The organism is Ensifer sp. GW821-FHT05G01, assembly GCF_059419585.1.
Genome location: NZ_JBWKSC010000007.1, coordinates 143,562 through 169,691, shown reverse-complemented (window position 1 = coordinate 169,691; position 26,130 = coordinate 143,562). Strand labels below are relative to the sequence as shown.

The following is a 26,130-nucleotide window of genomic DNA, read 5'->3' as shown; positions in this document are numbered from 1 at the left end:
CTGCTGCCCCGCGCGCCGTCGGCTGGGCAAAAAATGCCTGGTGCTTGGAGCTGGCGGCAAAGCGGCCAAAGGTCTTGCCTGGGAGCATCGGCCTAAATGACCCATGCCGCTTCACACAGTGGAGACAACAGCATTGAGCCTGCGCAAACCCGGCGTCGGATTGCGGCGGTTTGCGGTAGCTTCACCCGGTCACCGCCCCCTCGTTGGCCGGTCGGGCCAGGGCTGCAAACTTTGCCAGTACGCCGCGTTTGTAGCGGGGTTCCGGCTGCCGCCACAGGGCGCGTCGCCGTGCCAGTTCTTCCGGGTCGACATCGAGTTGCAGCAGTTGTAGATGGGCGTCGATGACGATGCGGTCGCCCTCTTCCACCAGTGCGATCGTACCGCCCTCAAAAGCTTCCGGTGTGACATGGCCGACGACCATGCCCCAGGTGCCGCCCGAAAAGCGGCCGTCGGTGATGAGCCCGACGCTGTCGCCGAGCCCCCTGCCGATAATGGCCGAGGTCGGCGCGAGCATTTCGGGCATTCCGGGTCCGCCTTTCGGCCCGAGGTAGCGAAGCACGAGGATGTCGCCCGGCCTGATGCGGTCCGACAGGATGGCGTCCATCGCCGATTGTTCGTCCTCGAAGACCCGCGCTGGCCCGCTCATGACAGGGCTCTTCAAGCCGCTGATCTTGGCAACGGCACCGCCTTCGGCCAGGTTTCCCTTCAGCACCGCCAGGTGGCCCTCGCGGTAGATCGGTCTTTCGTAAGGCCGGATAACCTCCTGGTCCGACCGTGGCTGGTCCGGAACGGCCGCAAGCTCTTCACCGATCGTCCTGCCCGTGATCGTCAGACAGTCGCCATGCAGACGACCCGCATTCAGAAGGATCTTCAACACCTGCGGCACGCCGCCTGCCCGATGCAGATCGATGGCCATGTACCGGCCAGACGGCTTGAGGTCGCAAAGGACCGGAACGTTGAGGCGAACGCGCTCGAAGTCGTCGAGCGTCCACTCGACCTCCGCCGCATGGGCGATGGCAAGGTAGTGCAGCACCGCATTGGTCGATCCACCCGTCGCCATGATCAGGGCGACGGCATTTTCGATCGACTTGCGTGTCACGATGTCCCGGGGCTTGATGCCCTTCTTGACCGCTTCGACCAGGACATGGGCCGATTGAGCGGCGCTGTCCAACTTCTCCTGATCGGGGTTGGCCATGTTGGAGGAATAGAGCAGCGACATTCCGAGCGCCTCGAAGGACGAACTCATGGTATTGGCGGTGTACATGCCGCCGCAGGAGCCGGTCGACGGACAGGCATTGCGTTCGATGCCCTCGAAATCCTCTTCGCTCATCTTGCCGGCCATGAAGGCGCCGACGGCTTCGAAGGCGGAGACGACGGAAAGGCTTTGCCCCTTCCAGTGACCAGGCTTGATAGTGCCGCCGTACACGTAGATCGCCGGAGCATTGGCCCGAAGGATCCCGATCATGCCGCCCGGCATGTTCTTGTCGCAGCCGCCGAGCACAAGCACGCCATCCATCCACTGACCCTGCACCGAAGTTTCGACGCAGTCGGCAATGACTTCGCGCGACACAAGCGAATATTTCATCCCTTCGGTGCCCATCGACATGCCGTCGGAGATCGTCGGCGTTCCAAAGACCTGCGGATTGGCGCCCGCAGCCTTGATGGCAGCCACCGCGGCGTCGGCCAGCGGTTGCAGCCCGGCATTGCAGGGCGTGATCGTCGAATGACCGTTGGCAATGCCGATCATCGGCTTGGAAAAGTCGGCCTTCTTGTAGCCCAGCGCATAATACATCGCCCGGTTGGGGGACCGTGCGACGCCTTGCGTGATGTGTTTCGATCGGTCGTTGTAGGCCATGGCATGCTCCCTCATTTGGTTCGAGGTGGAGTTTACTGGCGTTCATGAAGCTTGTGAAATATACTTTTCACGCCAGAATAAGTCGCAGAACATATCAATCGGATCACATCATGGATTTGAGACAGCTTCGCCAGTTCGTCGCCGTCGCTGAAGAGCTGCATTTCGGCCGTGCGGCCTCTCGCCTCAACATGACCCAGCCGCCGCTCAGCCAATCGATCCAGGCCTTGGAGAAGGAACTGAACGTGCAGCTCTTCAAGCGCACCAAGCGGAGCGTGGAGCTGACATCTGTCGGCAGGCAATGGCTGGCCCACGTCCGCCAGGTACTGGACGGCGCGAACAGTCTTGCCGGCACCGCAAGAAGGCTGTCGCGCGGCGAGATCGGGGTTCTGCGTCTGTCCTTCGTCAGCACGGCCGACTACAGCGTGCTGCCCGACATGGTCAGCCGCTATCGCGCGGCCTATCCGCACGTGGAATTGACGATGCGCGAAGCGACCAGCGATATCCAGATAGAGGCGTTGCTCGACGAGGAGATCGATGTCGGCCTGATCATCGCGCCCAGCCGGGCGTCCCTCCATCCGACCCTTACCTACCGGCCGCTCTTGCGCGAACCGCTGGTCGCCGCGGTGCCAACGGCCTGGATCGAGCAGGGACGAAAGGGCTTTGCCGCAAGCAGTCTGGAGCCGGCCGATTTCTTCAAGGCACCCTTTATCGTCTTCCCGCGGCGGGCGGCACCGGCCTTTCATGACATCGTCTCGGGATACTTCGCCGAGCACGGAATGGCATTCTCGACCCACCAGGAAGCCATCCAGATGCAGACGATCGTCGGTCTGGTCGCATCCGGGCTTGGTGTCGCTCTGGTCCCCCAAACCATGACCAATCTTCAGCGGCGCGGCGCAACCTATTTGCCTCTGGCCGGCCGCGTGCCGGAGGTCGAGACCGGCCTTGCCTGGCGCAGTGCCGACCAGAATCCGGCTCTCGACACGTTCCTTGCCGCGGCGGTGGCGGCCGATAGCGATTGAGAATGCGGCTTCTGCCGATCGGACTGAAGCGCAACGGCTTCTCTGGAATGTCGCGGAACGCTACCGCACGAGACCGCGCAGGTCCGGCATGCGATTGCTGATGATGGTTTCCATCGAGAAGAAGCCGGTGACAGTCATCAGGTCGAAATCGGTGATGAGTTTCTGATAGAAGGCGTCATAGCCGGCCATTCCGCGTGTCACCACCTTGATCAGATAATCCCAGTCGCCGCCGATCCGGTAGAGGTCCGTTACCTCGGGCAGCCGCTCGACATGCGTGCGGAAACTGTCGGCCCATTCCTTGGAATGGTGGCGGGTGCGGATCATCACGAACACCGTGAGGTCGAAGCCGAGCGCTGCAACGTCGATCGCTGCGTGAGTGCCAAGCACAAGTCCGCTGGCGTTCAGTCGCTGCAGGCGCCGCCAGCACGCGTTCTGCGAAAGGCCGACTCGGTCGGCCAAATCACGCTGCGAGATCGTGCCGTCCTTTTGCAGACAGGACAGAATCCGCATATCAATATCGTCAATCTTTTCCATTTTACCGATCATATGACCCGAATTCGACTCGTTCCAGCATAAGAATGATGAGGTTTGCATGCAACCGATCGATTAGACTTATCGTCTGTCCGACCCGGGAGGAAACGATGACGATGCCGTGCCCACGCCAGCCACGCATGAGCGGCCCGCTCGATGCGTTTCGGGAAAGCCTTGCCGGCGACGATACAATCTCGGCGCTGCGGGCGGGGCTGGTCGGCAAGACTGCCAAAATCGAGGGTCCCTTCGGCGTCAAGAACCTCGTCTATGCCGACTATGTCGCCTCTGGCCGGGCATTGATGCAGATCGAGCAATTCATTCTCGAGCAGGTACTGCCCTACTACGCCAACAGCCACACCGAAGCGTCCTACTGCGGCGGCTTCATGACCCGGCTGCGTCGCGACGCGCGCGCGGTGATCGCCGGTTGCTGCGGAGCCGGACCCGAGCATGCCGTGATTTTCGCCGGCTCCGGCGCCACCGCCGGCATCAATCGGCTCGTGAACCTGTTGGGGGTCACCGAGGCGGTCGCCACTGGGCGGCGTGTTCGCATCCTGATCGGACCCTATGAACATCATTCCAACATCCTGCCCTGGCGTGAAAGCGGCGCCGAAGTGGTCGAGATTGCCGAATGTCCAGCGGGTGGGCCGGATCTCAGCGCGCTCGGCGACGCGTTGCAACAGCCGGCCGATCTCACGATTTGCGCCTTCTCCGCCGCCTCCAATGTCACGGGCATCGTCACCGACGTTGCAGCCGTCACCCGGATCGCCAAGGCCGCGGGCGCAAAGATGGTGTGGGACTATGCCGGCGCCGGCCCCTACCTGCCGATCGACATGTCGCCCGACGACGACGCCAGGATCGACGCGGTGGTCGTCTCGCCGCACAAGTTCATCGGCGGGCCGGGCACGTCGGGTGTCCTGATCCTGCGACGCGACGCGGCTGTCACGGCAAAACCATCCTGGCCCGGCGGCGGCACGGTGAAGTTCGTTTCGCCGACCGGCCATGACTACAGCCAAAGCCTCGAGGCGCGCGAGGAAGCCGGCACCCCGAACGTCGTCGGCGATATCCGCGCGGCACTCGCCTTCCTCGTCAAGGAAGCGATCGGGGCTGCGGCAATGCAGGCCAGAAACGCGGACTTGACCCGCCGCGCAATCGCCGCATGGCGCGGCAACGAGCGACTGGAACTGCTTGGTCCTCTCGGGCCGGAGCGGTTGCCAATCTTTTCCTTCCGCGTCAGGGACGGCAAGGGCGGCCATGTTCACCAGCAACTGGTAACCCGCATGCTCAGCGACCGCTTCGGCATCCAGGCACGCGGCGGCTGCGCCTGCGCCGGACCCTATGTGCACCGGCTCCTGGGAATTGACGATGGCCAGTCGCAGCGCCTGCGCGAGGCCATTCTTTCAGGACAGGAAATGCTGAAGCCGGGTTTTGTCCGGCTGAACTTCAGCGTCCTGCTTTCGGACGAGGAAGTGGCGTTCATCCTCGAGGCCGTCGGCCAGCTTGCGGCCGACGCGGCCAGCTACGAGCAACATTATGATTTCGATCCGTCGCGCGCCATTTTCTTCCCGCGCGCCGCACTTGCACTGGGGGCGTGAGCGATGACGAGGCCCGACATTGCGGCTTTCTTCGATCCGCGAACCTGGTCCGTGCAATATGTGGTCAGCGATCCGAAAACGCGGGCCTGCGCAATCATCGATCCGGTGCTCGACTTCGACGAGAAGTCCGGCGCGGTAGCGACGGCAAACGCCGACCGGCTGCTCGACTTTGTCCGAGCGCAAAACCTCGACGTCCAGTGGATCCTGGATACCCATCCGCATGCCGACCACTTTTCGGCCGCCGCCTATCTGAAGGCCAAGACCGGCGCCCCCACGGCCATCGGCGCGCATATCGTCGATGTGCAGAAACTCTGGGCCGACATTTACAACTGGCCAGGCCTGAAAACGGATGGATCGCAATGGGACCGGCTGTTTGATCGCGGCGACACGTTCCGGATCGGCACTCTCGAGGCCGGAGTGATGTTCTCGCCGGGGCATACGCTGGCGTCGATCACCTATCGCGTCGGTGACGCGGCCTTCGTGCACGACACGGTGTTCATGCCGGACAGCGGAACTGCGCGCACCGACTTCCCCGGCGGCAGCGCCAACGCGCTTTGGACGAGCATCCGCGATATCATGGCTCTGCCTGACGACACCCGCATCTTCGTCGGTCATGACTATCAGCCTGGTGGCCGGGAACCGCGCTGGGAAAGCACCGTCGCCCAGCAGAAGACGGACAACATCCATCTGACGCGCTATGCCTGCGAAAGCGAGTTCGTCGCGTTCCGCGAGGGACGGGATCGAACGCTGCCGATGCCCAAGCTCATCCTCCACGCCCTGCAGGTCAACATCAACGGCGGCCGGCTCCGGGAGCCGGAGGAGAACGGCCGGCGCTACCTGAAATTCCCGATCGATGCGCTGCGAGGGGCGGCATGGTCCTGAAGCCATTGCCTTCAAGACAATGCTCGGCACCAGGGCTTTCCACCGGCCCGGGTGCATCGCTGGTGCCGTCGGCTCACCCTCGACGGAGCTGTCGACCATGACGCTAGACGTTGTCCAGTTCGTGTTGGCAGCATTGTGCGGCGGTCTCGTTGGTTTCAGCCTGGGATTGTTTGGCGGCGGTGGCTCGATTCTGGCCGTCCCCCTGCTCGTTCAGGTCGTCGGCGTCAGCAACGTGCATGTGGCAATCGGGACCAGCGCCGTCGCGGTTGCGGCGAACGCGCTGTCGGGATTGGCGATGCATGCGCGACACGGCACGGTCAAATGGCGCTGTGCTAGCCTTTATTGCATCACCGGCATCGGCGGTGCGTGGATCGGCGCCACGCTCGGCAAGGCACTGGATGGACAAAGGCTCTTGCTGCTGTTTGCGGCGCTCATGGCCGTCGTCAGCGTGACGATGTTGAGGCGGCGACACCTGGTCGGTGATCCGGCGTCGAGCTGCACGCCCAGAAACGCACCGAAGGTGCTCTCGTTTGGAGCCGGAACCGGCATTGTCTCCGGCTTCTTCGGGATCGGTGGCGGCTTCCTGATCGTGCCGGGCCTGATGGTTTCCACAGGCATGCCGACGATTAACGCAATCGCCACATCGCTGGTGGCCATTTCCGCATTCGGCCTGACCACCGGGGCGAGCTACACATTCTCCGGCCTCGTCGACTGGCCGCTCGCTTTTTCATTCATCGGCGGCGGAGCGCTTGGCGCGCTCACGGGTTGCCGCGCCGCCCATGGCTTCAGCAAGTATCAATCCACGTTGAACCTGCTGTTTGCGGCACTCACTTTCGCCGTCGCAATCGGTCTGGCGCTTTATGCCTTGCGATAGGATCGCAGGCGCTTGCCGGAAAGCGTTTCGGCGACACTCTGGCGCCACAGAACGATGCCCCACCGAGAACAGTATCTGTGACGTGTCTTCGTCGCCCGGTGACAAATGTAGCTAACCTACATTTCTTTTGACATATGTAGCTTTCTTCATTATGACGATGATCACGCACGGCGAGTGAGACCATGAGGGCCCAAGAAGGGCTCTCGGATGAGGCCGATGCGATCGTTCGGAGGAAATCGATATGTCACGCCGTTTCGCGCTGGCTTCAGCGCTTGTTGCCCTATGCTCAGTTTTCTCGTCCGGCAGTGCGCAAGCCGCCGGAATGACCGTCTATTGCCCGATGTCGGAAGACGATTGCGCCTCCGTCCTGAAGGCGTTCAAGGACGATACCGGCATCGAAGCGCAGTTCGTGCGCATCGGCGCCGGCGAGATCCTCGCCCGCATTCGGGCGGAAAAGAGCAATCCGCAGGCCGGGCTTTGGCTTGCAGGCGCTGCCGACAACTTCATCCAGGCCGCCAATGAGGGCCTGCTGGCACCGCACAAGAATGCCGGCATCGATAAAGTTGACCAGCGCTACACCGACAAGGACGGCCGCTGGACCCCCATCTCCCTCTCGCCAATCGTCTTTGCCTACAGCCAGGCGGTTCTCGATGAAACCGGCGCCAAGCCGCCGACAAGCTGGAAGTCCTTTGCCGATCCGGCCTTCAAGCAGAGCGTCGCTCTGGCTCATCCGGCATCGTCGGGAACAGCCTATGTGGCTCTCGCCTCGATGGTGCAGCTTTTCGGCGAGGAGCCTGCCTTCGAGCTTATGAAGACGATCGACGAGAACGTGGTTCAGTACACGCGCTCCGGCGTCGCGCCATCGCGCATGGTCGCCAACAATGAGATCGCGCTTGCCATGGCCTATACGCAGGACATCGAGGCCGCATTGGCACAGGGCTATCCGGTCGGCTACGCCTTTCCCGAAGAGGGAACCGGCTTCGAGGTGAATGCGGCTGCGGCCATCGCCAACGCGCCTGAGGAGCAGTCCAAGGCTGCCGCCAGCTTCCTCGACTGGGTGCTCACCGAGAAGGGCCAGGCTGCCATCGGCGCAACGTTCCGCGGGCCGATCGTGCCGGGCTACAAGAACCCTGAGGCCAAGATCGACCTCTCCAACGTGAAGATGATCGACTACAACTTCAGCTGGGCCGGCGAGAATCGCGCGCGCCTGCTGGAGCGCTACGAAAACGACGTGCGCCACAAGGCCGACGCCAAGTAACGCCGGCAAGGAGCCTCGCCATGACCCTCGTCTCGCAAGCGACCCCGTCCGGGCGGACGGGGGCATCGCCGGCCTTCCTGCGCAAGATTGTCGTCGATCCTTGGCTGTTCGGCATTTTCGCCGTCGTCACGGTCTCGGTGCTCGTCTTTGCCGCCTTGCCGATCTTCACCGTTCTGAAACAGGCCGTCATCACCGACCGCGGCTTCGATCTCGCAGCACTGGCCGAGGTCCTGTCCAAGTCCTTTGTCTGGGAATCGTTGTTCAATACGCTGTTGCTCGGGGCGACCTCGGCCGTGATCGCCACCTTGATCGGCTTCGTTCTCGCCTTTGCGGCAACGCGTACGACCATGCCCGGCAAGACCTTCGTGCATGGGGTGGCGCTGTTGCCGATCATCTCGCCGCCCTTCGTCATGGCGCTTGCCGTGGTGATCCTGTTCGGGCGCTCGGGCCTCATAACCCGCGAGCTGCTCGGCATCCGCAACGCCAACGTCTACGGCTTTCACAGCCTGGTCCTGATCCAGTCGCTTGCGTTCACGCCGATCGCCTATCTCAACATCCGCGGCATGTTGCAGTCGATCGACAGTGCGCTGGAAGATGCTTCCGCCTCGCTCGGCGCCTCGCGCTGGGTCACTTTCTCGCGGGTGACGCTTCCGCTCGTCACGCCGGCGATCCTGAGCTCGGCGCTGCTCGTCTTCGTCAAATCGGTGGAGGATTTCGGCAACCCGATGCTGATCGGCGGCAACTTCAACACGCTTGCCGTCGAAGCCTATTCGCAGATGGTCGGTTACTTCGACCTGCATTCCGGCGCGCTGCTCGCGAGCCTCATGCTGGTGCCGTCGATCACCGCCTTTCTTGTCCATCGCTACTGGGTCAGCAAGCGAAGCTACGTGACGGTCACCGGCAAACCGACGGCTCAAACCATCCGCATTTCCGGCGCGGCCGTGGTGCTGCCGCTTTCGATCCTCTGCTACGCCATCGTCTTTGCGATCCTGCTGTTCTACCTGACGGTCATCTACGTCTCGTTCACGCGGCTGCCGGGCATCGACAACACGCTGACGTTCGACCACTACGCAACGGTCTTCACATCAGGATTCCAGACACTTGCCAACTCGTTGCTGCTGGCGGGGATCGCCACGCCTGTGACAGCCATTGCGGGCATGCTCATCGCCTATCTCTTGGTGAGGAAGGCATTTCCCGGCAGTTTTCTTCTGCGCTGGGGCACGCTGCTCTCTTTCGCCGCGCCCGGCACCATTCTCGGCATCGGCTATGTCAGCACCTTCAACGCGCCACCGCTGCTCCTGACCGGCACGGCTTTCATCGTGGTCGCCGCCATGGTGGTGAAGAACCTGCAAGTGGGCATCGAAGCAGGCTCGAACCAGCTTCGCCAGATCGACAAGTCGATCGAGGAGGCCTCGATGACGCTCGGCGCTTCCAACACGCGGACCTTCTTCCAGATCACCCTGCCGCTGCTCAAACCGGCGCTGTTCACCTCGCTATCCTATGCCTTCACCCGGTCTCTGACGACGCTCAGCGCAGTGATCTTTCTGGTTTCGGCCAACTGGACGCTGATCACGGTCACCATCCTGTCGCAGGTGGAAACGCTGAAGATCGGGGTCGCGGCGGCCTACTGCAGCATCCTCGTCTTCGTCGTGCTCGCCATCCTGGCGCTCATGCAACTTCTCCTGTCGTCGACATCGCCCAAGAGGTAATCCCATGTCGAAAGTCATTTTCTCCAATATTTCAAAGCGCTTCCCCGTAGCGGCCGGTGCGGCCGCAGGCCTTGCGGTCGATCGGCTCAACCTCGTCATCGAAGAGGGGACATTGGTGACCTTGCTTGGCCCCTCGGGCTGCGGCAAGACGACGACGTTGCGCATGCTTGCCGGTTTCGAGACGCCGTCGGAGGGCGCCATCACAATCGGCGGGCGCGACGTCACCAATGTCCCCGTCAATGCCCGCAATGTCGGCATGGTTTTCCAGAGCTACGCCCTCTTCCCGCACATGACCGTGCGTGAAAACGTCGAATACGGCGTGCGGCTTCTCAACCTGCCGCGGCAGGAGATGAAGGACCGGGTCGGCTCCGTCCTTGCGACGATGGCGCTCGAGACCTACGCCGACCGCTCGCCCTCACGGTTGTCGGGCGGCCAGCAGCAGCGCGTGGCGCTTGCCCGCGCCGTCGTCACTCAGCCGAAAGTGCTTTTGTTCGACGAACCGCTCTCCAACCTCGACGCACAGCTCCGCGAGCGTATGCGCGACGAACTGCGCGCCATCCAGCTTCGTCTCGGGATCACCAGCCTTTACGTTACCCACGACCAGAGCGAGGCCATGGCAATTTCGGACCGTGTCGTGGTGATGCGCAACGGCGTCATCGAACAGGACGACACGCCGCTCAACGTCTATTCCCGTCCCGGCACCGGCTTCGTCGCCGAATTCATGGGCAAGGCAAACATTCTGAATGGCCGTATCGAGGCGGTTGACCAATCCACCCTGTCGATCCGCATCGCCTCCACGGTTGCCTTCACGTTGCCGCGCGGCAGCCGTGCCTTCAGACCGGGCGAAGAGGTGCGCTGCGTCGTTCGGCCGGAGCATATCCGTGTCGATGCAGAAGGAGCGATGCAGGCAAAGGTGCGCCGCGTTGTGTTCCAGGGCGCCTATGTCGAATACCTGACTGATCTGGAGGGGCAGGAATGCGTCTTCCTCGACAGCAATTACTACCGCACGGGCGTGGCTGAAGTCGGCCAGATGCTGCGCCTGTCCGTCGACAGCCAGCCCGTCTGGATCCTGCCGAACAGTGAAGCCGCCGACATGGGAAAAGCCGCATGACCATCAACCAGCCCATCCTCCACAGTCTCTACGAAACGATCACAAGCGTTGCCAAGGAAGCCGCGGTCGCTGCAGGCGCAGTGGCGCGCAAGGGCTTCATCGAGGCGAGCCCGGAGACGCTGCAGACCGAGCAGAAGGCGGGTTTCTTCGACATCGTGACCGCCTGCGACAAGGCGGCGGAACGGGCCGCCTGCGACATCATCTGGTCGCGACTGCCGCAGTCGCGCATTCTCGGCGAGGAAAGCGGCTGGCAGGGTGAGGGCGAGACGACCTGGATCATCGACCCGATCGACGGTACCAGCAATTTCGCCTCCGGCCTGCCGTTCTTCTGCGTCTCGATCGCTGCCTACTATGCCGGCGAGCCGGTCTGCGGCATCGTCTACGATCCGATGCGGGAAGAGCTGTTCATGGCGAGCGACGGACGCCTGATGCTGAACGGCGACGTCGTCTCGCCTTTTGCGCGCGCCAACAGCGATCGCCATGTCGAACTGCTGAGCAACGCCCCCTATGAAGGCGAACGGCCCGATCTGGCGGCGCTCGAGGCCTATGCCGATCTCGTCACCTCGTTTCGCGCCGTTCGGCGCCTGGGCTCCTGCGCGCTCCACCTTGCCTATGTGGCGGTCGGCCGCGTGGCCGTTTCCTACGAGTCGAAATTCAGCGCCTGGGACATCGCCGCCGGCGTACAACTGGTCGCGGCCGCCTCCGGGCAGATCATCGCTCAGGACGCAAAAGGACAACGCATTGAGGCAAACGAGCAGGCGCTTGGCGCCGTGAAAAGGCTCGTTGTCGCGCAGGCCGGTTTTGACTATCAATCGTCCTGCCTGTCGAAGCTGATGGCAGACGGCAGGTTGTAATCCGCAATGGCGAAAGACGCTTCATGACACGAGCATCCGAGATGTCGGTACGATGGGCCCCATGCTGGATCTGATCAGGCAATCCCTGTCCCAGTTCACGCCCGCCGAGCGCAGGATCGCGGAAGCGATCCTCGACACGCCGAGCACGGCGATCACCTGGTCGATCACGGATGCTGCGCGCGTCGCCAAGGTCAGCGAACCCTCGATCATCCGCTTCTGCCGCAGGCTCGACTGCGACGGATTTCCGGATTTCCGCCTGAAACTTGCCCAGCAGCTCGCCGTTCGCCAGTCCACGGCGACCGTCGCCGAGAGCGGAACCGATCCGTTCGCCGGCATGGTGGACGACATCTTCAATCGGGCGGCGGAAGCGTTACGGGAGACGCGGCATGACCTCGACCTCGATTCCCTGCGTCGTGCGGTCAGCCTTCTGGCGCGCGCCCGCCGGATCGACGTCTATGGCTACGGCGGATCCGGCTTTCTGGCAGGCGAAGCCCAGCATCGCATGGCCTCCCTCGGGATCGCGAGCGTCGCCTATTCCGATCCGACCTTGCAGATGGTCTCGGCGGCACGCCTGTCCCCCTTGGATGTGCTGTTCGTGCTCTCCTTTTCCGGCCGCACCAGCTATCTGATTTCCAACATCGAGATCGCCAAAAAGTCGGGCGCGCGCATCGTCGCCATCTCTCCAGGCGGCTCGATCGTCGCCTCGCTTGCCGACGAGAACATCAATCTCAATGCCTACCGCACATCCGCGGGGCCACTCATTGTTCCGACCGGCCGCGCGCCGATGTATGTGATGCTCGACGTTCTCTTTGGACTGCTGGCACCGGAACTCGGCAAGACCGATTGAACCGTCCCCGGTGAGGCCCTGCGGCGCACTGCAGTGGCTCACCGGGGCGCCACATGCCGGCAACCGCAATGCCGTCACACTTGTTACTCCCATCGAACCCGGTCCGGTGCGAAACTACCTCCAGAGCAATCACGCGCGGAGACGCCCGTGCCAACAAGGAGGTTTCAACCGCCATGACGACATCTGCGGAAAAAGGCGGTCACCCCGCCATGCTGACACCTCCTGTCGTGTCGCCACGGGCCTGGGAAGACGCCCGCCAGCAGCTGCTGGTGAAGGAAAAGGTCCAGACCCGCGCGCGCGACGCACTTGCCGCCGAACGCCGGCGCATGCCGTGGATGGCCGTGGAGAAGGCCTATGCCTTCGACGGCCTTGCGGGCAGAGCCAGCCTCACCGACCTGTTTGCCGGTCGACGCCAGTTGATCGTCTACCGTGCCTTCTTCGAACCGGGCGTGTTCGGCTGGCCGGATCATGCCTGCAGGGGCTGCTCCATGGTCGCCGACCAGGTTGCCCACATCGCCCACCTGAACGCGCGTGACACAACGCTGGTCTTTGTTTCGCGCGCGCCGCAGGCCGATATCGCGCGGCTCAAGGCGCGCATGGGCTGGGAAATCCCATGGTTCACCATCACCGACGATTTCGATGCCGACTTCGGGGTCGCCGAATGGCACGGAACGAACGTGTTCTACCGCGACGGCGAGCGTGTGTTCCGCACCTACTTCATCAACAACCGCGGCGACGAACAGATGGGGAGCACCTGGAACTATCTCGACATCACACCGCTCGGGCGCCAGGAGGTCTGGGAAGATTCCCCTGCGGGCTACCCCCAGACGCCGACCTACAAATGGTGGAACTGGAACGACAACTATGGCGCGGACGCCGTGCCTGACAAGAAATGGGTCGAAGTGTCGGATGCCGGCGAAGCGGCGTTCCGGGACCGGCAACAAAACGAGATGCCATGAGCGTGCCGATCGCATACGCAAAGTGTTTTGCCGGCTATTGAGCTGCGCAACATCGGCAAGGGTCGCGAAATAGGGGCTATGGCGACGGCATCAAGCGCTGGGCGCGGTTGTCGCGCCAATACCGAGCGAGCTTTGCCGAATCGCCTGCATATCGCTACAGCATTCGTCGCCCGTTCAACGGAACGGGCGAAGGGTGTTGCAGCGCCTCGGTCCTGCTGCACAAGACCAGCCGGAAGAATGCCTTGAAGACCATCGCCATCGATTTCGAAACCGCCAACGAGCAGCGTGGCAGCGCATGTTCCGTCGGTCTGGCCTGGATCGAGGATGATCGTGTCGTGCGGGTCGAGGAACGGCTGATCCGCCCGAAAGACATGCGCTTTTCCTCCTTCAACATCGCCATTCACGGCATTCGCCCGGAACACGTCGAAGATGCGGGTGAATTTCCCGAGGTGATGGACGAGTTCGCCGACGACTTTCGCGGCGCGACCATGATCGCCCACAATGCGGCCTTCGATTTCAGCGTCTGGCGTTCCTGTCTCGATCTCTACCGGCAGGATTACCCGGACCTGTCCTATCTCTGTTCTGTGAAGATGGCGCAAAAGGTCTGGCCGCATCTCGGATCGCACAAGCTCAACATCCTGGCCGGCCATCTCGGCCTGACCTTCGCGCATCACAACGCGGCCGAAGACGCGGCCATCTGCGCCGAGGCGGCCCTTGCAATTGCCCGATCTCTGCGCGTTTCAGAGGTCCGCGACGTCCCGGTGGCGATTGGCATGAGGCCCGGCCGATTGTTTGCCAACGGCTACGACCCCTGCACCTGCCGCAAGAAGTGATCGGCAGGCAGGCGCCCGACCGAAAAACCGTTCCAGTTGACGAGGGCCTTACGCGACCCTTGTGTCACCTTCATGGTGGCACCGCTTGTCCCGATGGATACAGAACCGGCAGCGACAGAGGCGCAAGAGGCCAGGAGCGGTCCAGACGCCGACGAAATGACGTAAGGACTTCAGCCCAGGGCAGCGGCTTCGACCGAAAGCCGGTAGCGCGTGATGAACGGCTGATCGGGATGGAAGGATAGCGAGGTCGGGCTGGCCGGCGAAGCCACCGGGTTGTCGGCCGTCGACACCGCGGGGCCGAGGTCCAGGGCCGAGCAAACCGGCTCAACGCCAAGTGCCAGATGTTTCCCGTCCCATGGATAGGCTTTCCGGCCGCGATTGCTGTACCAGAGCAGCAGACTTGGAAAATGCTCCTTCTGCCACGCGAGCCGTGCACGAAACCCCTCGTCCCGATAGTGCAAGGCGACCGTGCCGTCGACGCCGACAAGCTGCAGCAGTTCCTCGGCATTCTGGTCAAGCGGTACGGATGTCGCATCGACGGTGGTGCCGTCGCGGGCATCGACGCTCTGGAGCTTCGACCATCGGCCACCTGGCGCAAACAGGGCAGCGCCCGGCTCCACATCACCGGGAAAGCTGTGCGCCTCGTTGTACTTTCCCGGTTCGAGCCTGACGGATCCGGGGCGGGGCGTCAGGCGGAAGGTGGGGTGCAGGCCGATCGGCAACCGGCACGGTCGCCGCACCTCGATTTCGAGCGTGATATCGATGGCGGCGGCGTTCGGGTCCGGCACGATGCGCCGGCGCAATTGCCTGACCGGATGGTCCTCGGGGTAGCTGCACGTCAAGACGATCTGCCGATCGTCGCAGTCGCCCCAGTTCCAATGCACGTTCGAGCCGTGACCGTGTGGCACATCCGCGCCAACGAAACTTTCGCCGGTGTCCGACCAACCTTTGGGCAACGGGCGCGAGCCGTCGCTGCCGAAAGGCACGCAAGGCCATTCGCCGCGCAGTTCCTGCAAGATCGGTGGCAGCGCCGTTCTATTCGGATCCCCGCCCCAGGGCGCCACATGCAACGGGCTGACCTGCCGCCCGTCGGGCAGCAGGAAGGTGACCGGCCCCAGCATGCCGCCCAAAGATTGTACCGCCAGGCATCCATGCGCCCAGGCCAGGCCGCGCCTTGTCGTCTCGGTCATGCCGAAACGATCCTGCCAAAACGGTTCTCCGCCAGCCCTGGAACCTCGACCCTGAGAGAGTACAGGCTACCGGCGAGCCGCTCTCCCGGTTTCGAGAGGATGCTCGCCGTCGTGACATAGAGCGTCTTCAGGTCTGCGCCGCCGAAGGTGCAGGTCGTGATGTTGGTAACCGGCATTTGGATGACCTCCGTCACCGCGCCCTCAGGCGACACGCGCGCGATGCAGCCGCCGCCGAAACGGCAGTTCCAGAGATAGCCATCGCTATCCATTGCCGAGCCATCCGGAGAACCGCGGGAGAAATCGGCAAGGAAGGCCCGTTCGTTCGAAATCGAGCCATCAACCACTGCGTAGTCAAAGGCGTAGATCTCGTTTGCGAGCGTATCGGCGAAATAGAAGGTGCTGCGATCGGGGCTCCAGCACAGCGTGTTGGAAATGCCGAGCCCATGCCGCCATTCGCTCACATTTCCATCCGGTGCTATGCGGTAGAGAATGCCCTCGCCTGCTGCCGTCTCGCCGAGCTCCCCATTGGGCAGAACGTTGTTCTTCATCGACCCGACCCAAAAATTTCCGGCCGGATCGGCGCGCCCGTCATTCAACCGCACGCGCGGATATCCGGGCAGGCGGAAGCCTTGATCCTCGCGCCGGTCGCCTTGCGGCCACCACAAGATGAGCTTCGAGGCGAGCGCCAGAAGGAACCGGCCCGGCTCGTTTGTCAGCGACACCGCCACCACCGGCTCTTCGAACATCCAGGAGCGCACGGCACCGCTCGCCTCATCATAGCGATGGACGAGGAAGCGGTTGATGTCGCTCCAGTAGAGCGCCTGCTCGGATGCCGACCAGACGGCGCCCTCGCCGCATTTGTCACCGACCGGGGCTACACAGGTGATCGACCTCTCCATCCGCGCCTCCTATTCGGCCGCGATATCATGGACAAGCGACCGGGACGGTCCGAGCGCATGGGCGTTCTGCACCAGCGCCCGCATGTACCCAAGCGCAAACGCCTTGCCCGCATGCCAGGAGGCGGCACAGGTCATGGCCGGCGTATGGTCGGGGATCATCACGCCTTGATAGTTCTCGTCGCGCAGGATGCGGACGATTTCGGCCATGTCGATATCGCCTTCGTCGACGAAGGTTTCGACGTAGCGCGGCATCTTGCCCCTGACATTGCGGAAATGGATGTAGCCGATGCGGCCCGAGCGCGCGAACCGGCGGACATGTTCGTAGATATCGCCGCCCGGCATTTCCTGCAGCGAGCCGAGGCAGAGCTCCAGCCCGTTCGATGGGGAATCGACGATCGACATCAGCCGATCGTACTTCTCCGGCCGGTTGACCAGACGGGCCGTGCCACGCAGCACTTCCGCCGGCGGGTCATCGGGATGGGCGCCGAGCATGACACCAGCCTCTTCGGCAACCGGGACGACTTCCTTCAGGAACCGGGAGAGACGGTCCCAGATCTCGGCATTGCTGACCGACACCGGCTTTGCGCCCGGCAGCCCGCGCCGATAGCGCATGTTCCAGACCATGCCGTCGGGGATCGGCGCGTCCGGATCGGGCACGGCACCCGGCGCATCCTCGACGCCGAAGCCGACGGATTCCGCACCGCCGCGCGCATAGGGGCCGCGCGTCCAGCCGTAGACGCCGGCGAGCGAGAAGTTGTAGCCGATGCAGGGCACGCCCGCCTTCCCGGCATCGCGGATCAATTGCTTCAACGCCTCGATCTGCGCGCCGCGTTCCGGACCGTCGAGCAGGATGTCGTGCCAGAAGCGCGGCGAAAAATTCTCGATCGCGGCAAGCTCGAGGCCGGCAGCACGCACGTCCTGAACGAGCGCCGACAGCTCCTCATAGGTCCAGAGGCGGTCGGCCGAGCAATCGCCCCACCCACCGGTGTCGCCGCTGTCGATCTTCGGGTCCTTGCCGGCGAAATAGTTGGTCAGGTGCGCAACGATATGGGTCGCGCCGGACTGAAGTGCGAAGCGATAATTGTCGGGCGTGAGCTGTTCACGGTAGAGGCCAAGGCCGATTTTCATCTTGTTCTTTCCCTATGCGATTATTTCACGCCGATGCCGGCGGTGAGCCCGCCGTCGATGCGGAAGTCCGATCCGGTGATGAAGCCGGCACGATCGGAGGCGAGATAGGCAACGAGTTCTGCGACCTCCTCCGGCTCGCCGATGCGGCCGACCGGGTGGGCCGCACCGAAGCGGGCGAAGGCGTCCTCTTCGCTGACGCCCTCGCCGCCATAGGTGCGCGCGGCCAGCGACAACAGCGGCGTGCGAACGGAGCCGGGGCTGACGGAGTTCACCCGTACGCGGATGTCGGCGTGATCGAGCGCCATTGCGCGGGTCAGCGCATGGATGGCGCCTTTGGTGGCGACATAGGCTGCGACGTTCTGTTGGCAGTTGTGACCCTGCACCGAGGAGATGTTGACGATCGCCCCGCCGCCGCGCTTGTCCATCTCCGGGATGGCAAAGCGTCCGGTCAGATAGATAGAGCCGACATTGACGGACAGGCACCGGTTCCAGGTTTCGAAGCTGGTGTCGAGAACGGTGCCAAAGGGATGGACGGCGGCGGCGTTGACGACAATGTCGAGCCCGCCATGGCGCGATACGACGTCGGCGACGGCGGCCGCCACCTCTGCCTCGACCGACACGTCGGTCAGTCGCGAGGCCATGGCAAGGCCGCGCTCGCCGGCGATCCGGTCGAACGCCGCGTTCGCCGCGGCATCGTTGCCGCAAGCGAGAACCTTGGCGCCGGCCGAAGCAAGCCGGATCGCCGATGCCAGCCCGATGCCGGAGGTTCCGGTGATGAGCGCTATTTTTCCTGCAAATTCAGTCATGATCAGCTCCGAATTCCCCTTAGCGCACACGTTCCAGGACTTGATTGAGAAGCACGGCGCCAAGGATGATCCCGCCCCGCACCACGTACTGCCAGTACTCGCTGACATTCATCAGCGTCATGCCGTTGGAGATGCAGCCGAGGAAAAGCACCCCGATCAGGGTTCCCCAGATCCGGCCCTTGCCGCCGAACAGCGAGGTGCCGCCGATGATGACGGCCGCGATCACGTCGAGTTCCATGCCGGTGGCGGTCGTGCCGGTGCCAGCGCCGATCTGCGAGGCGATCAGCGTTCCCGAAATCGCCGTCAATGCCCCGGTAAGACCGAGCGTCAGCGCCTTCACCTTCCAGATGTCGATGCCTGAAAGCCGCGCTGCCTCCATGTTGCCGCCGACCGCATAAACCTCGCGGCCGAAGCTGGTGTATTTCATCAGGAAATGCATGGCGGCGAAGGTGAGTGCGAAGATGTAGACAGGGAACGGTATGCCGAAGAGATAGCCGCCGCCGAGGAAATCGAAGCCGGCCGGAAAGGTCGACAGCGGAAATCCGCCGGTGATGAGATTGGCGACACCGCGAAGGGCGGCAAAGAGGGCGAGCGTGGTAATGAAGGTCGGCACGTTGAACCATTGCCGGAAGCGGCCGGTGAGATAGCCGAGCGAGAAGCCGACAGTGAGTGCCACGGCAAAGCCGAGGATGACCGCACTCCAGCCGCCGATTGCGTCCGTGTAGGCATCGGCGAACCAGGCGACGATGCAACCGGCCAGCGCCACCCCGGCGCCGACAGAAAGATCGATCTCGCCCGAGATGATCACCGCCGTCATGCCGAAGGCGATGATCCCCAGCATCGCCACGGTTCGCAGCACGTTGAGGATGTTGGCGGTCGAGGCAAAACCCGGTGCCATCAGGATGAGGAACAGGACCAGAGCCGCGAGGATGATCTCCATCGGGTAGGTCTTGAGCAGTCGCAGCGAGACGTTCTGTCCCCTGTCTTCTGCGGTTTGGCTGACAAGTGTCATTGGGAGGCCCCTTCCATGCATAGGCCGTAGAGTTGGGTAAGGTCGATGCTGGTGGGGTCCACCTCTGCCACCACATTGCCGTGGTGCATCACCAGAATGCGGTCGGCCACTTCGAGGACCTCCTCGAGCTCCGTCGAAACGAAGATGCTCGAAAGACCCTGCGATGCCTTCTGCCATATGATATCGAAGATCTGCCGCTTGGCCTGGACGTCGACGCCACGGCTCGGCTCGTCGAAGAACATCACCGACGGAGCCCTGTTCAGCCACTTGCCGATCACCACCTTCTGCTGGTTGCCGCCCGAGAGCGAAGACACCGGCAGTTCCGGATCGCCGCACTTGATGTGCAGGTCGGCGATCTGGCGGTCGATAAACGGCTGTTCGCGCCGGCGGGAAATGAGACCATTGCGTGCAATCGGACCGAGACTTGCCATGCACAGATTGTCGGCGGTCGGCAGCGACTGCACGAGGCCGACCTCCTTGCGGTTCTCCGGCGTATAGCCAAGGCCGGCGGCGCGCATCTGACGCGGCGTCGCCCCCGTCATCGACCGTCCCTCAAGGTGAACCGTGCCGGCATCGATCCGGTCGGCGCCGAAGATCGCGCGCATGAGTTCGGTGCGGCCCGAGCCGAGCAGACCGGCGATCCCGAGGATTTCGCCGCGATAAAGGTCGAAGGAGACGTCGTTGAAGTGACCTGCCCGGGTCAGGCCGCGTACTTGGAGCAGAGGCTTCACCCGGTCGATCGTCTGTCGCGGCGGACGCGTCGCGCGGGCGGCGTCGCCGAACATCATACCGACGATCTCGGAGGGCGAGGTCATGCGCATCTCAACCGCACCGATATAGTGACCGTCGCGAATGACCGTGCAGGTATCGGCGATCTCGAAAAGCTCGCTCATGCGGTGGGTGATGTAGATCATCGTCACCCCACGCGCCCGCAACCGCTCGATCAACGCGAAGAGCTGTTTGACCTCTTTCGAGGCGAGCGCCGATGTCGGCTCGTCGAGCAGCAGGATCGACGGGTTGAACGACATCGCCTTGACGATCTCGACCACCTGCTGCTGCCCGACGCTGAGCGCTGAGACCGGCTGACGGGAATCGATCGAAAGCCCCATGTCGGACAGAAGGTCAGTCGCGCGGCGATGCAGCCCTTTCCAGTCGACGACGCGAAAGCCGGCACGCCTGGTGTGCGGCAGGCGACCGAGAAAGATGTTCTCGCCGACGGAGAGTTCCGGCACCAGCGACAACTCCTGGTGCACGGTCACGATACCGGCATCGAACGCATCGTGCGGCGAGGTAAATGTCTGGTCTCGTCCGTTGACGCTGATCGTGCCCGAGGTGGGTTCGGTGACGCCGGCGAGAAGCTTGATCAGCGTCGATTTGCCGGAGCCGTTCTTTCCCATGAGGGCATGAACGCGTCCCGGGGCAAAATCATGGGTAAACTCCGACAGGGCGACCGTCGGGCCGTAACGCTTCGTGACGGATCGGAATTCGAGCCGCCCTTGAGCGGCATCTGTCCGGGGTTGTGAGTAGGTCATCCGTGGTTTCCGGTTGGCGCAGCAATGGATGGGCAGGGTCAAAAGACCCCGCCCCGCAACCTTACTTCAGAGCCTTCAGGCCTTCCTTGTAGGCAGCCACGCCATCGGCATTTGCGCGTGTGAGCGGAAGGACGGGAACATTGACCTTCGTTTCGAACGTCTTGCCTTCCAGCAGCTTCTGCGCGGCCTCGATCGCCTGCTTGCCGACCTCGAGAGGCTGCTGCGCCGTCGTCGCCTGCAGCACGTTGTCCTTGTCGAGCAGCATGTTGGCGAGCTGCTCGGAACCGTCGGTGCCGAAGACGAACACCTTGCCCTCGAGCCCGGCCTTCTTCACCGCCTGGACGGCGCCGATCGTGCCACCTTCATTGGCGGCATAGATCACCTTGATATCCGGATTGGCGGTCAGCATGTCGCTGGCAACGGCCAATGCCTTTTCGGCGAGCCAGGCATCCTGCTGGGCAACGATCTCGACCTGATCGGACACCACGTGCAGGAAGCCGTCGACGCGGGCGTTCGACTGCTCCGGCAACAGCGCCTTGAAGGCGAGGGTACCGATCTTGACCTTCGCGCCATTTCCAAGCGTCTTCAGGAACGGAGCGGCCGCCTCGCCGGTGCCGATGCCGATATCCCGATCCGAACTCGTCACCGTTGCCTGGGCGACATCGCCATTGGCCGACGTGCCGTAGGTGACGACCGTGATGCCGGCATCGCGCGCCTTCTTGAGGGCCGGAACGGAAGCGTCGGCCGAAAGCGGCGCGACAACGATCGAGTTGACGCCGCGGGCAATATAGGTGTCGATCAGCTGCGCTTCTTTTTCGAGCTTGCTGTCGCTGTTTCCGGCGAGAAGCTCGTCACCGGCCGCTTCCGCCGCCTTCTCCATGCCGATCTGGATACCGCGGAAATACTGGTCCTGCTGGAAGACGATGCCGGCGATGGCCTTGCCATCAGCAAGGGCGGCATTGGGTGCGAAGCTGGCGCTCACCAGAAGGGCTGCGAGCGTCAGGACGTGGCGTTTTGCATTGATCATTTTGGGTCTCCTCCCCGATGCCCTTGATCGTATTGCCGGACCCGCGGGCATAGGGGCCGGCGCTGACTGAATGCTGGAAACGATGCCGCCTATGTCTTGATCGCAGCGGGTTGGGCGCCCGATGGCGCACCGACGAATTTGAGGCCGAATTCGAGATGACGGCTCATGAGATAGGCGTAGGCAATCCGGTCGCGCGCTCTCAGCGCACCGATGATTTCGGCATGGGCCTCGTAGGTCGCCGACTGCACCGGCCGCTCCGCCTTGCCCAGACGCATGACCTCTTCGATCACCGAGCGCATCATCCGGTAGGCGGCGAGCGTCGTCCTGTTGCCTGAGAGTTCGACGATCGCCTCGTGGAATTCGTAGTCGTAGCGAGCCGCTTCCTCGACGCTCTCAGCCGTCCGGATCCGGGCGTTGGCCGCTTCCAACCTGTCGAGGTCGGCTTCGCTTGCATGAAGGATGATGTGATCGCCGACGCCGGTCTCGATGATGCGGCGGAAGCCTTGAAGGTCGCGAAAGGAATCGGGCGATATGCCATTGTGAAAGGCAAAGAGCCGGCGGATCGCCTCGCCGTGACCGCCGCTGATGACGGCGCCGACCTTGGGCCGCGTCTCGACAAGCCCATAGGCGCGCAAAACCTGCAGCGCCTCACGCACCGTGTTGCGCCCCGCCTGAAACTGTTCGCCGAGATCGCGCTCGGTCGGCAGCGCGTCGCCAATGCCGAGACCGCGTTCGGCGATCAGATCCCTGATCTGCTCGACGAGCCTGTCGACCGCCGACGTCTTGCCGACCTCAGCTGGCTCGACGCCTGTCGAATGCTCCGGTTTTGCGGAATTGTGCGCCACGCTCTCCTCCTTTGCGTTGCTCTATTTGTTGGTCCAGATTGGAAAATATGTCAAGCACCCTGCGGAGATTTCAGCGCCAGCAGGAAGAATTCGGCATTATCCGCTCATTTTTACTTGAATTTATCTCTGCGTCGCTCCTTAATGCATCACCTGGTCCAACAATAAAGATCATCATCGAGATCGCAGGAGTTCAAGAAATGAGGCCGATGGAAGAGTGCTTTCGCTGGTATGGCCCCGACGACCCGGTGCCGCTCAGCCATATCCGGCAGGCGGGTGCGAAGGGCATCGTCACTGCGCTCCATCACGTCTATGACGGCTCACCCTGGTCCGACGATCAGATCCTGAAGCACAAGGCGCTGATCGAGACGGCAGGTTTGCGCTGGAGTGTGGTCGAGAGCATTCCGGTGCACAATTCGATCAAGCTCAAATCATCGGACAGCGCACGCTACGTCGGCTGGTACAAGGACACGATGCGGGCGCTTTCGCGCTGCGGCATTCGCACGGTCTGCTATAACTTCATGCCGGTGGTCGACTGGACCCGCACAGAACTCATGCACCCGCTGCCAACAGGTGGATACGCGCTGCGCTTCGATGCCATCGATTTCGCCGCCTACGATCTCTTCGTCTTGAAGCGGCCGGGCGTCGAGCAAAGCTATTCGCCGGCCCAGATCGAAGCGGCACAGGCGCGCTTTGCTGCGATGACCCCTGCAAAGATCGAACGGATCGAACGCAACCTGATTGCCGGCCTGCCGGCATCGGAGCGCAAGTTCGATCGCGCTGGCTTTCTCGGAGCACTCGCGGAGTACGATGGCGTCAGCGCCGAGGACCTGCATGAAAACCTCGCGCACTTCCTGCGCGAGATCGTCCCGGTGGCCGAAGAGATCGGGGTAAAACTCTGCATCCACCCCGACGATCCGGCCTTCCCGCTCTATGGCCTGCCGCGGATCGTTTCCACGGCCAATGATGCGCGCCGCATCCTGGCGGCGGCCGACAGCCCCGCCAACGGCCTGACCTTCTGCACAGGATCCTACGGCACCCGCGCCGAAAATGACCTGCCCGCGATGGTGCGCGAGTTCGGCTCGCGCATTCATTTCGCCCATCTGCGCAACGTCCAGCGCGAAGCGGACGGCTCGTTTCATGAGGCCGACCATCTTGGCGGATCGAGCGATATCCCGGCCGTCATCCTCGCTCTCCTTGAGGAGCAGGAGCGCCGCCACGCTTCCGGACGCGACGACTGGCAGATTCCCGTTCGCCCAGACCATGGGCATCTGCTCGCCGACGATATCGGCAAAGAACGGATCAACCCCGGTTACTCGCTCATTGGCCGTCTGAAGGGGCTCGCCGAAATTCGCGGCGTGATGCAGGGCATTTCTGCGGCCAGGGCCGCACAGAACGGACAGGTGACACGATGAAGACTTTTGAGAACGATGCCGATTTGTTCGCGGCCATGCGAAGCCGGCTTTTTACCGCCGTGGTCGGCGACATCCTGGACACGATGGGGCTGCAGCACCAGTTCCTGCCGCCGCGGATCAAGGCCCTGCGTGACGACATGGTGGCAATCGGCCGAGCGATGCCGGTGCTGGAGGCGGATTTCTTTGCGACCGCGAGCAACGGCGGCCACGCCGAGATCAGCGCCAAGCCATTCGGCCTGATGTTCCATGCCCTCGACAGCCTGAAACCCAACGAAATCTACGTCTGCGCAGGCTCCTCACCACGTTATGCCGTCTGGGGTGAACTGATGTCGACGCGCGCAATCCAGCTGAAGGCTGCGGGCGCGATCTGCGATGGTTATTGCCGGGACAGCGGCGGTATCCTGGCCCTGGACTTTCCGACGTTCTGCTATGGATCCTATGCTCAAGATCAGGGTCCGCGCGGCAAGGTGGTGGACTACGCCGTCCCGATCGAGATCGGCAGCATCCGCATCCGCCCCGGCGACATCCTCTTCGGCGATCGCGACGGCGTACTCGTTATCCCGCGCGAGGCGGAACAGGAGGCGATCGCCCTCGCCTTCGAAAAGGCCGAGACGGAAAACAAGGTTCGCCTGGCGATTGAGGCCGGCATGAGCACGGTCGAGGCGTTCGAGCGCTTCGGCGTCATGTAGTCGGCGAGGGCAGGAACCGCGACGGTACCCGCGTTCATGGGCGAAAGGCCCTGCCTGCCCCCAACGCCGGACTTTGCTATCACGGCGACCGTCTAAGACAGGGGGTTGGTCAGCCGTCGAGGATACCGGCGGATTTAGGGATGCGATGTGTAACGGGCAACATTCCTGCTCGTCTGGTAGGCAAAGTGGCACACAGGATCAGACCAGCGATATGAACGACGCCCTCACCATGCTCGGCTCCCGCACCCATACGGCCGAGGCGCAGCCTTCCTCCGCAGGCTTCCACGTCTTCACCGACGGCTCGTACGAACCGAGCTCCGGCGAGGGCGGCTGGGCATTTGTCGTCTATCACGATGGAACGGAGATCGCGTCCGAGTTCGGTGGCGCCCGGCGTTCCGCCGACAACACGATGGAGCTGACCGCGCTGCTCAAGGCGACGCTGTGGGTCAACGGCAACGCGTCTGCCAGGCGCGCAATTGTCTGGTCCGATTGCGTCCACGCGGTCAATGGCTGCAACAGCTGGCGCTTGATCTGGAAGAACAACGGCTGGAAGAAGATTGTCCCGAATGCGAAGGTCCGGAGCCGAAGAATAGCGAATGCCGAGCTTTGGATGGCGATCGACCTTCAGCTCTCAAGCAACCCCGAACTGACTGTCGCCTGGTGCAAGGGCCATTCCGGGCTCGTCGGCAACGAGCGCGCAGACAGGCTTGCGGCGCTTGGGCGCCAATCTGCCCGGACCGGCGCTCGCTGATCCCGCAAATGTCTTTCGCCAGCATCGTCGCGCCAATCGCGACGGTGCTCGGAAACGCTAGTGACAGACTCGCACATTGTGGGACATCGTGGTCTCGGCACCGGCCGATCTCGTCGACGACAGATGGACGAGCGTAATGCCAAGCTCGAGAAGAAGCTCGGCGGACTTGATATCCTGGGCCGCGAGATTGTCAGTGTATCCGCGGATCGTGCAGGCGACGCATTTCGAGTGGGCCGCGAAACGGATGTCGCCCAGATCTTCCGCCTCTTCGGCAACGGCCTCCAGTGCTCCGGCGACCGTTTCCAGCATGCCGTACCGCTCACGCGCACTCATGTCTTCCAGCGTCTTTGGGATCCCGATCATGTTATCTCCTTCGCGCCCGGCAGGATAAACTGCGGCGCTGGCATCACGTCGAATTCAGGTGTTGGTCTAGATATGGAGATCGCAGCGTCCATTAGCAAATCATGTCGGCCATGCGACTGCTGCATGACAGGCGCCGGCAGTTCAGTTCGAAC

General features: G+C 63.0%; 25 protein-coding genes. 14 read left to right on the top strand and 11 right to left on the bottom strand.

What is annotated here, in order from left to right:
- Positions 1-181 precede the first annotated feature (181 nt).
- Positions 182-1,855 (bottom strand): dihydroxy-acid dehydratase, encoded by a 1,674-nt coding sequence (gene ilvD / locus AC07UR_RS18470; RefSeq protein WP_209788928.1) that lies wholly within the window; start codon positions 1,853-1,855, stop codon positions 182-184.
- A 110-nt stretch (positions 1,856-1,965) separates the two neighbouring features.
- On the opposite strand from ilvD, the gene AC07UR_RS18465 reads away from it, so the two are divergent.
- A complete protein-coding gene (locus AC07UR_RS18465) occupies positions 1,966-2,874 on the top strand; it encodes a LysR family transcriptional regulator (protein ID WP_209788925.1) in 909 nt (302 codons plus the stop codon).
- Between the two features lie 60 nt (positions 2,875-2,934).
- Here AC07UR_RS18465 and AC07UR_RS18460 read toward each other — a convergent pair whose 3' ends face one another.
- Positions 2,935-3,420: an Lrp/AsnC family transcriptional regulator gene (locus AC07UR_RS18460; protein ID WP_412728341.1), complete on the bottom strand. Its 486-nt coding sequence runs from the start codon at positions 3,418-3,420 to the stop codon at positions 2,935-2,937.
- A gap of 95 nt (positions 3,421-3,515) precedes the next feature.
- On the opposite strand from AC07UR_RS18460, the gene AC07UR_RS18455 reads away from it, so the two are divergent.
- From AC07UR_RS18455 to AC07UR_RS18410, 10 genes are all read left to right on the top strand, one after another.
- The gene (locus AC07UR_RS18455) at positions 3,516-4,997 is read left to right on the top strand and encodes an aminotransferase class V-fold PLP-dependent enzyme (protein WP_412728340.1); all 1,482 of its coding nucleotides are present in this window, start codon (positions 3,516-3,518) and stop codon (positions 4,995-4,997) included.
- A 3-nt stretch (positions 4,998-5,000) separates the two neighbouring features.
- Entirely contained in the window at positions 5,001-5,879 is an 879-nt protein-coding gene (locus AC07UR_RS18450; RefSeq protein ID WP_209788919.1) for an MBL fold metallo-hydrolase, read from the top strand.
- A 97-nt stretch (positions 5,880-5,976) separates the two neighbouring features.
- Positions 5,977-6,753: a sulfite exporter TauE/SafE family protein gene (locus AC07UR_RS18445; RefSeq protein ID WP_209788916.1), complete on the top strand. Its 777-nt coding sequence runs from the start codon at positions 5,977-5,979 to the stop codon at positions 6,751-6,753.
- 241 nt (positions 6,754-6,994) lie between these two features.
- Positions 6,995-8,011, top strand: a complete 1,017-nt coding sequence (locus AC07UR_RS18440; protein ID WP_209788913.1) for an ABC transporter substrate-binding protein — start codon at positions 6,995-6,997, stop codon at positions 8,009-8,011.
- 20 nt (positions 8,012-8,031) lie between these two features.
- A complete protein-coding gene (locus tag AC07UR_RS18435) occupies positions 8,032-9,720 on the top strand; it encodes an ABC transporter permease (RefSeq protein WP_209788910.1) in 1,689 nt (562 codons plus the stop codon).
- A gap of 4 nt (positions 9,721-9,724) precedes the next feature.
- Positions 9,725-10,831 carry an ABC transporter ATP-binding protein gene (locus AC07UR_RS18430; protein WP_209788906.1) on the top strand — a complete coding sequence of 369 codons (1,107 nt, stop codon included), beginning with the start codon at positions 9,725-9,727 and terminating at the stop codon, positions 10,829-10,831.
- Positions 10,828-11,685 (top strand): inositol monophosphatase family protein, encoded by an 858-nt coding sequence (locus tag AC07UR_RS18425; protein WP_209788903.1) that lies wholly within the window; start codon positions 10,828-10,830, stop codon positions 11,683-11,685. Before AC07UR_RS18430 ends, AC07UR_RS18425 begins: the two co-directional genes overlap by 4 nt.
- A gap of 61 nt (positions 11,686-11,746) precedes the next feature.
- Entirely contained in the window at positions 11,747-12,532 is a 786-nt protein-coding gene (locus AC07UR_RS18420; RefSeq protein WP_209788900.1) for a MurR/RpiR family transcriptional regulator, read from the top strand.
- Between the two features lie 173 nt (positions 12,533-12,705).
- On the top strand, positions 12,706-13,491 hold the full coding sequence (locus tag AC07UR_RS18415; RefSeq protein ID WP_209788897.1) for a DUF899 domain-containing protein: 786 nt from the start codon (positions 12,706-12,708) through the stop codon (positions 13,489-13,491).
- Between the two features lie 242 nt (positions 13,492-13,733).
- The gene (locus AC07UR_RS18410) at positions 13,734-14,324 is read left to right on the top strand and encodes a 3'-5' exonuclease (RefSeq protein WP_209788894.1); all 591 of its coding nucleotides are present in this window, start codon (positions 13,734-13,736) and stop codon (positions 14,322-14,324) included.
- Positions 14,325-14,494: 170 nt separating this feature from the next.
- Here the strand turns inward: AC07UR_RS18410 and AC07UR_RS18405 are convergent, their stop codons facing one another.
- From AC07UR_RS18405 to AC07UR_RS18370, 8 genes are all read right to left on the bottom strand, one after another.
- Complete coding sequence (locus AC07UR_RS18405; protein ID WP_209788892.1) at positions 14,495-15,514, bottom strand: aldose epimerase family protein; 1,020 nt, start codon at positions 15,512-15,514, stop codon at positions 14,495-14,497.
- Positions 15,511-16,413 (bottom strand): SMP-30/gluconolactonase/LRE family protein, encoded by a 903-nt coding sequence (locus AC07UR_RS18400; protein ID WP_209788890.1) that lies wholly within the window; start codon positions 16,411-16,413, stop codon positions 15,511-15,513. The genes AC07UR_RS18405 and AC07UR_RS18400 overlap by 4 nt, the downstream gene beginning before the upstream one ends.
- 9 nt (positions 16,414-16,422) lie before the next feature.
- Positions 16,423-17,541, bottom strand: a complete 1,119-nt coding sequence (locus tag AC07UR_RS18395; RefSeq protein WP_209788888.1) for a mannonate dehydratase — start codon at positions 17,539-17,541, stop codon at positions 16,423-16,425.
- 20 nt (positions 17,542-17,561) lie between these two features.
- Entirely contained in the window at positions 17,562-18,347 is a 786-nt protein-coding gene (locus tag AC07UR_RS18390) for an SDR family NAD(P)-dependent oxidoreductase (protein ID WP_209788886.1), read from the bottom strand.
- A 19-nt stretch (positions 18,348-18,366) separates the two neighbouring features.
- Positions 18,367-19,359, bottom strand: a complete 993-nt coding sequence (locus AC07UR_RS18385) for an ABC transporter permease (protein ID WP_209788883.1) — start codon at positions 19,357-19,359, stop codon at positions 18,367-18,369.
- Entirely contained in the window at positions 19,356-20,891 is a 1,536-nt protein-coding gene (locus AC07UR_RS18380) for a sugar ABC transporter ATP-binding protein (RefSeq protein WP_209788880.1), read from the bottom strand. The genes AC07UR_RS18385 and AC07UR_RS18380 overlap by 4 nt, the downstream gene beginning before the upstream one ends.
- Positions 20,892-20,952: 61 nt before the next feature.
- The gene (locus tag AC07UR_RS18375; RefSeq protein ID WP_209788877.1) at positions 20,953-21,918 is read right to left on the bottom strand and encodes a substrate-binding domain-containing protein; all 966 of its coding nucleotides are present in this window, start codon (positions 21,916-21,918) and stop codon (positions 20,953-20,955) included.
- An 89-nt stretch (positions 21,919-22,007) separates the two neighbouring features.
- A complete protein-coding gene (locus AC07UR_RS18370) occupies positions 22,008-22,763 on the bottom strand; it encodes a FadR/GntR family transcriptional regulator (protein WP_209788874.1) in 756 nt (251 codons plus the stop codon).
- A gap of 206 nt (positions 22,764-22,969) precedes the next feature.
- Between AC07UR_RS18370 and uxuA the strand changes: the two genes are divergently transcribed.
- The 3 genes from uxuA to AC07UR_RS18355 all read left to right on the top strand — a co-directional run bounded on the left by uxuA (position 22,970) and on the right by AC07UR_RS18355 (position 25,615).
- Positions 22,970-24,175: a mannonate dehydratase gene (gene uxuA / locus AC07UR_RS18365; RefSeq protein ID WP_209789697.1), complete on the top strand. Its 1,206-nt coding sequence runs from the start codon at positions 22,970-22,972 to the stop codon at positions 24,173-24,175.
- Positions 24,172-24,864, top strand: coding sequence for an RraA family protein (locus AC07UR_RS18360; protein WP_209788871.1), 693 nt, complete (start codon positions 24,172-24,174; stop codon positions 24,862-24,864). Before uxuA ends, AC07UR_RS18360 begins: the two co-directional genes overlap by 4 nt.
- Positions 24,865-25,075: 211 nt before the next feature.
- Positions 25,076-25,615, top strand: coding sequence for a ribonuclease H family protein (locus tag AC07UR_RS18355; RefSeq protein WP_209788869.1), 540 nt, complete (start codon positions 25,076-25,078; stop codon positions 25,613-25,615).
- 57 nt (positions 25,616-25,672) lie between these two features.
- Here the strand turns inward: AC07UR_RS18355 and AC07UR_RS18350 are convergent, their stop codons facing one another.
- Positions 25,673-25,978, bottom strand: coding sequence for a hypothetical protein (locus AC07UR_RS18350; protein ID WP_173421277.1), 306 nt, complete (start codon positions 25,976-25,978; stop codon positions 25,673-25,675).
- Positions 25,979-26,130: the final 152 nt, after the last annotated feature.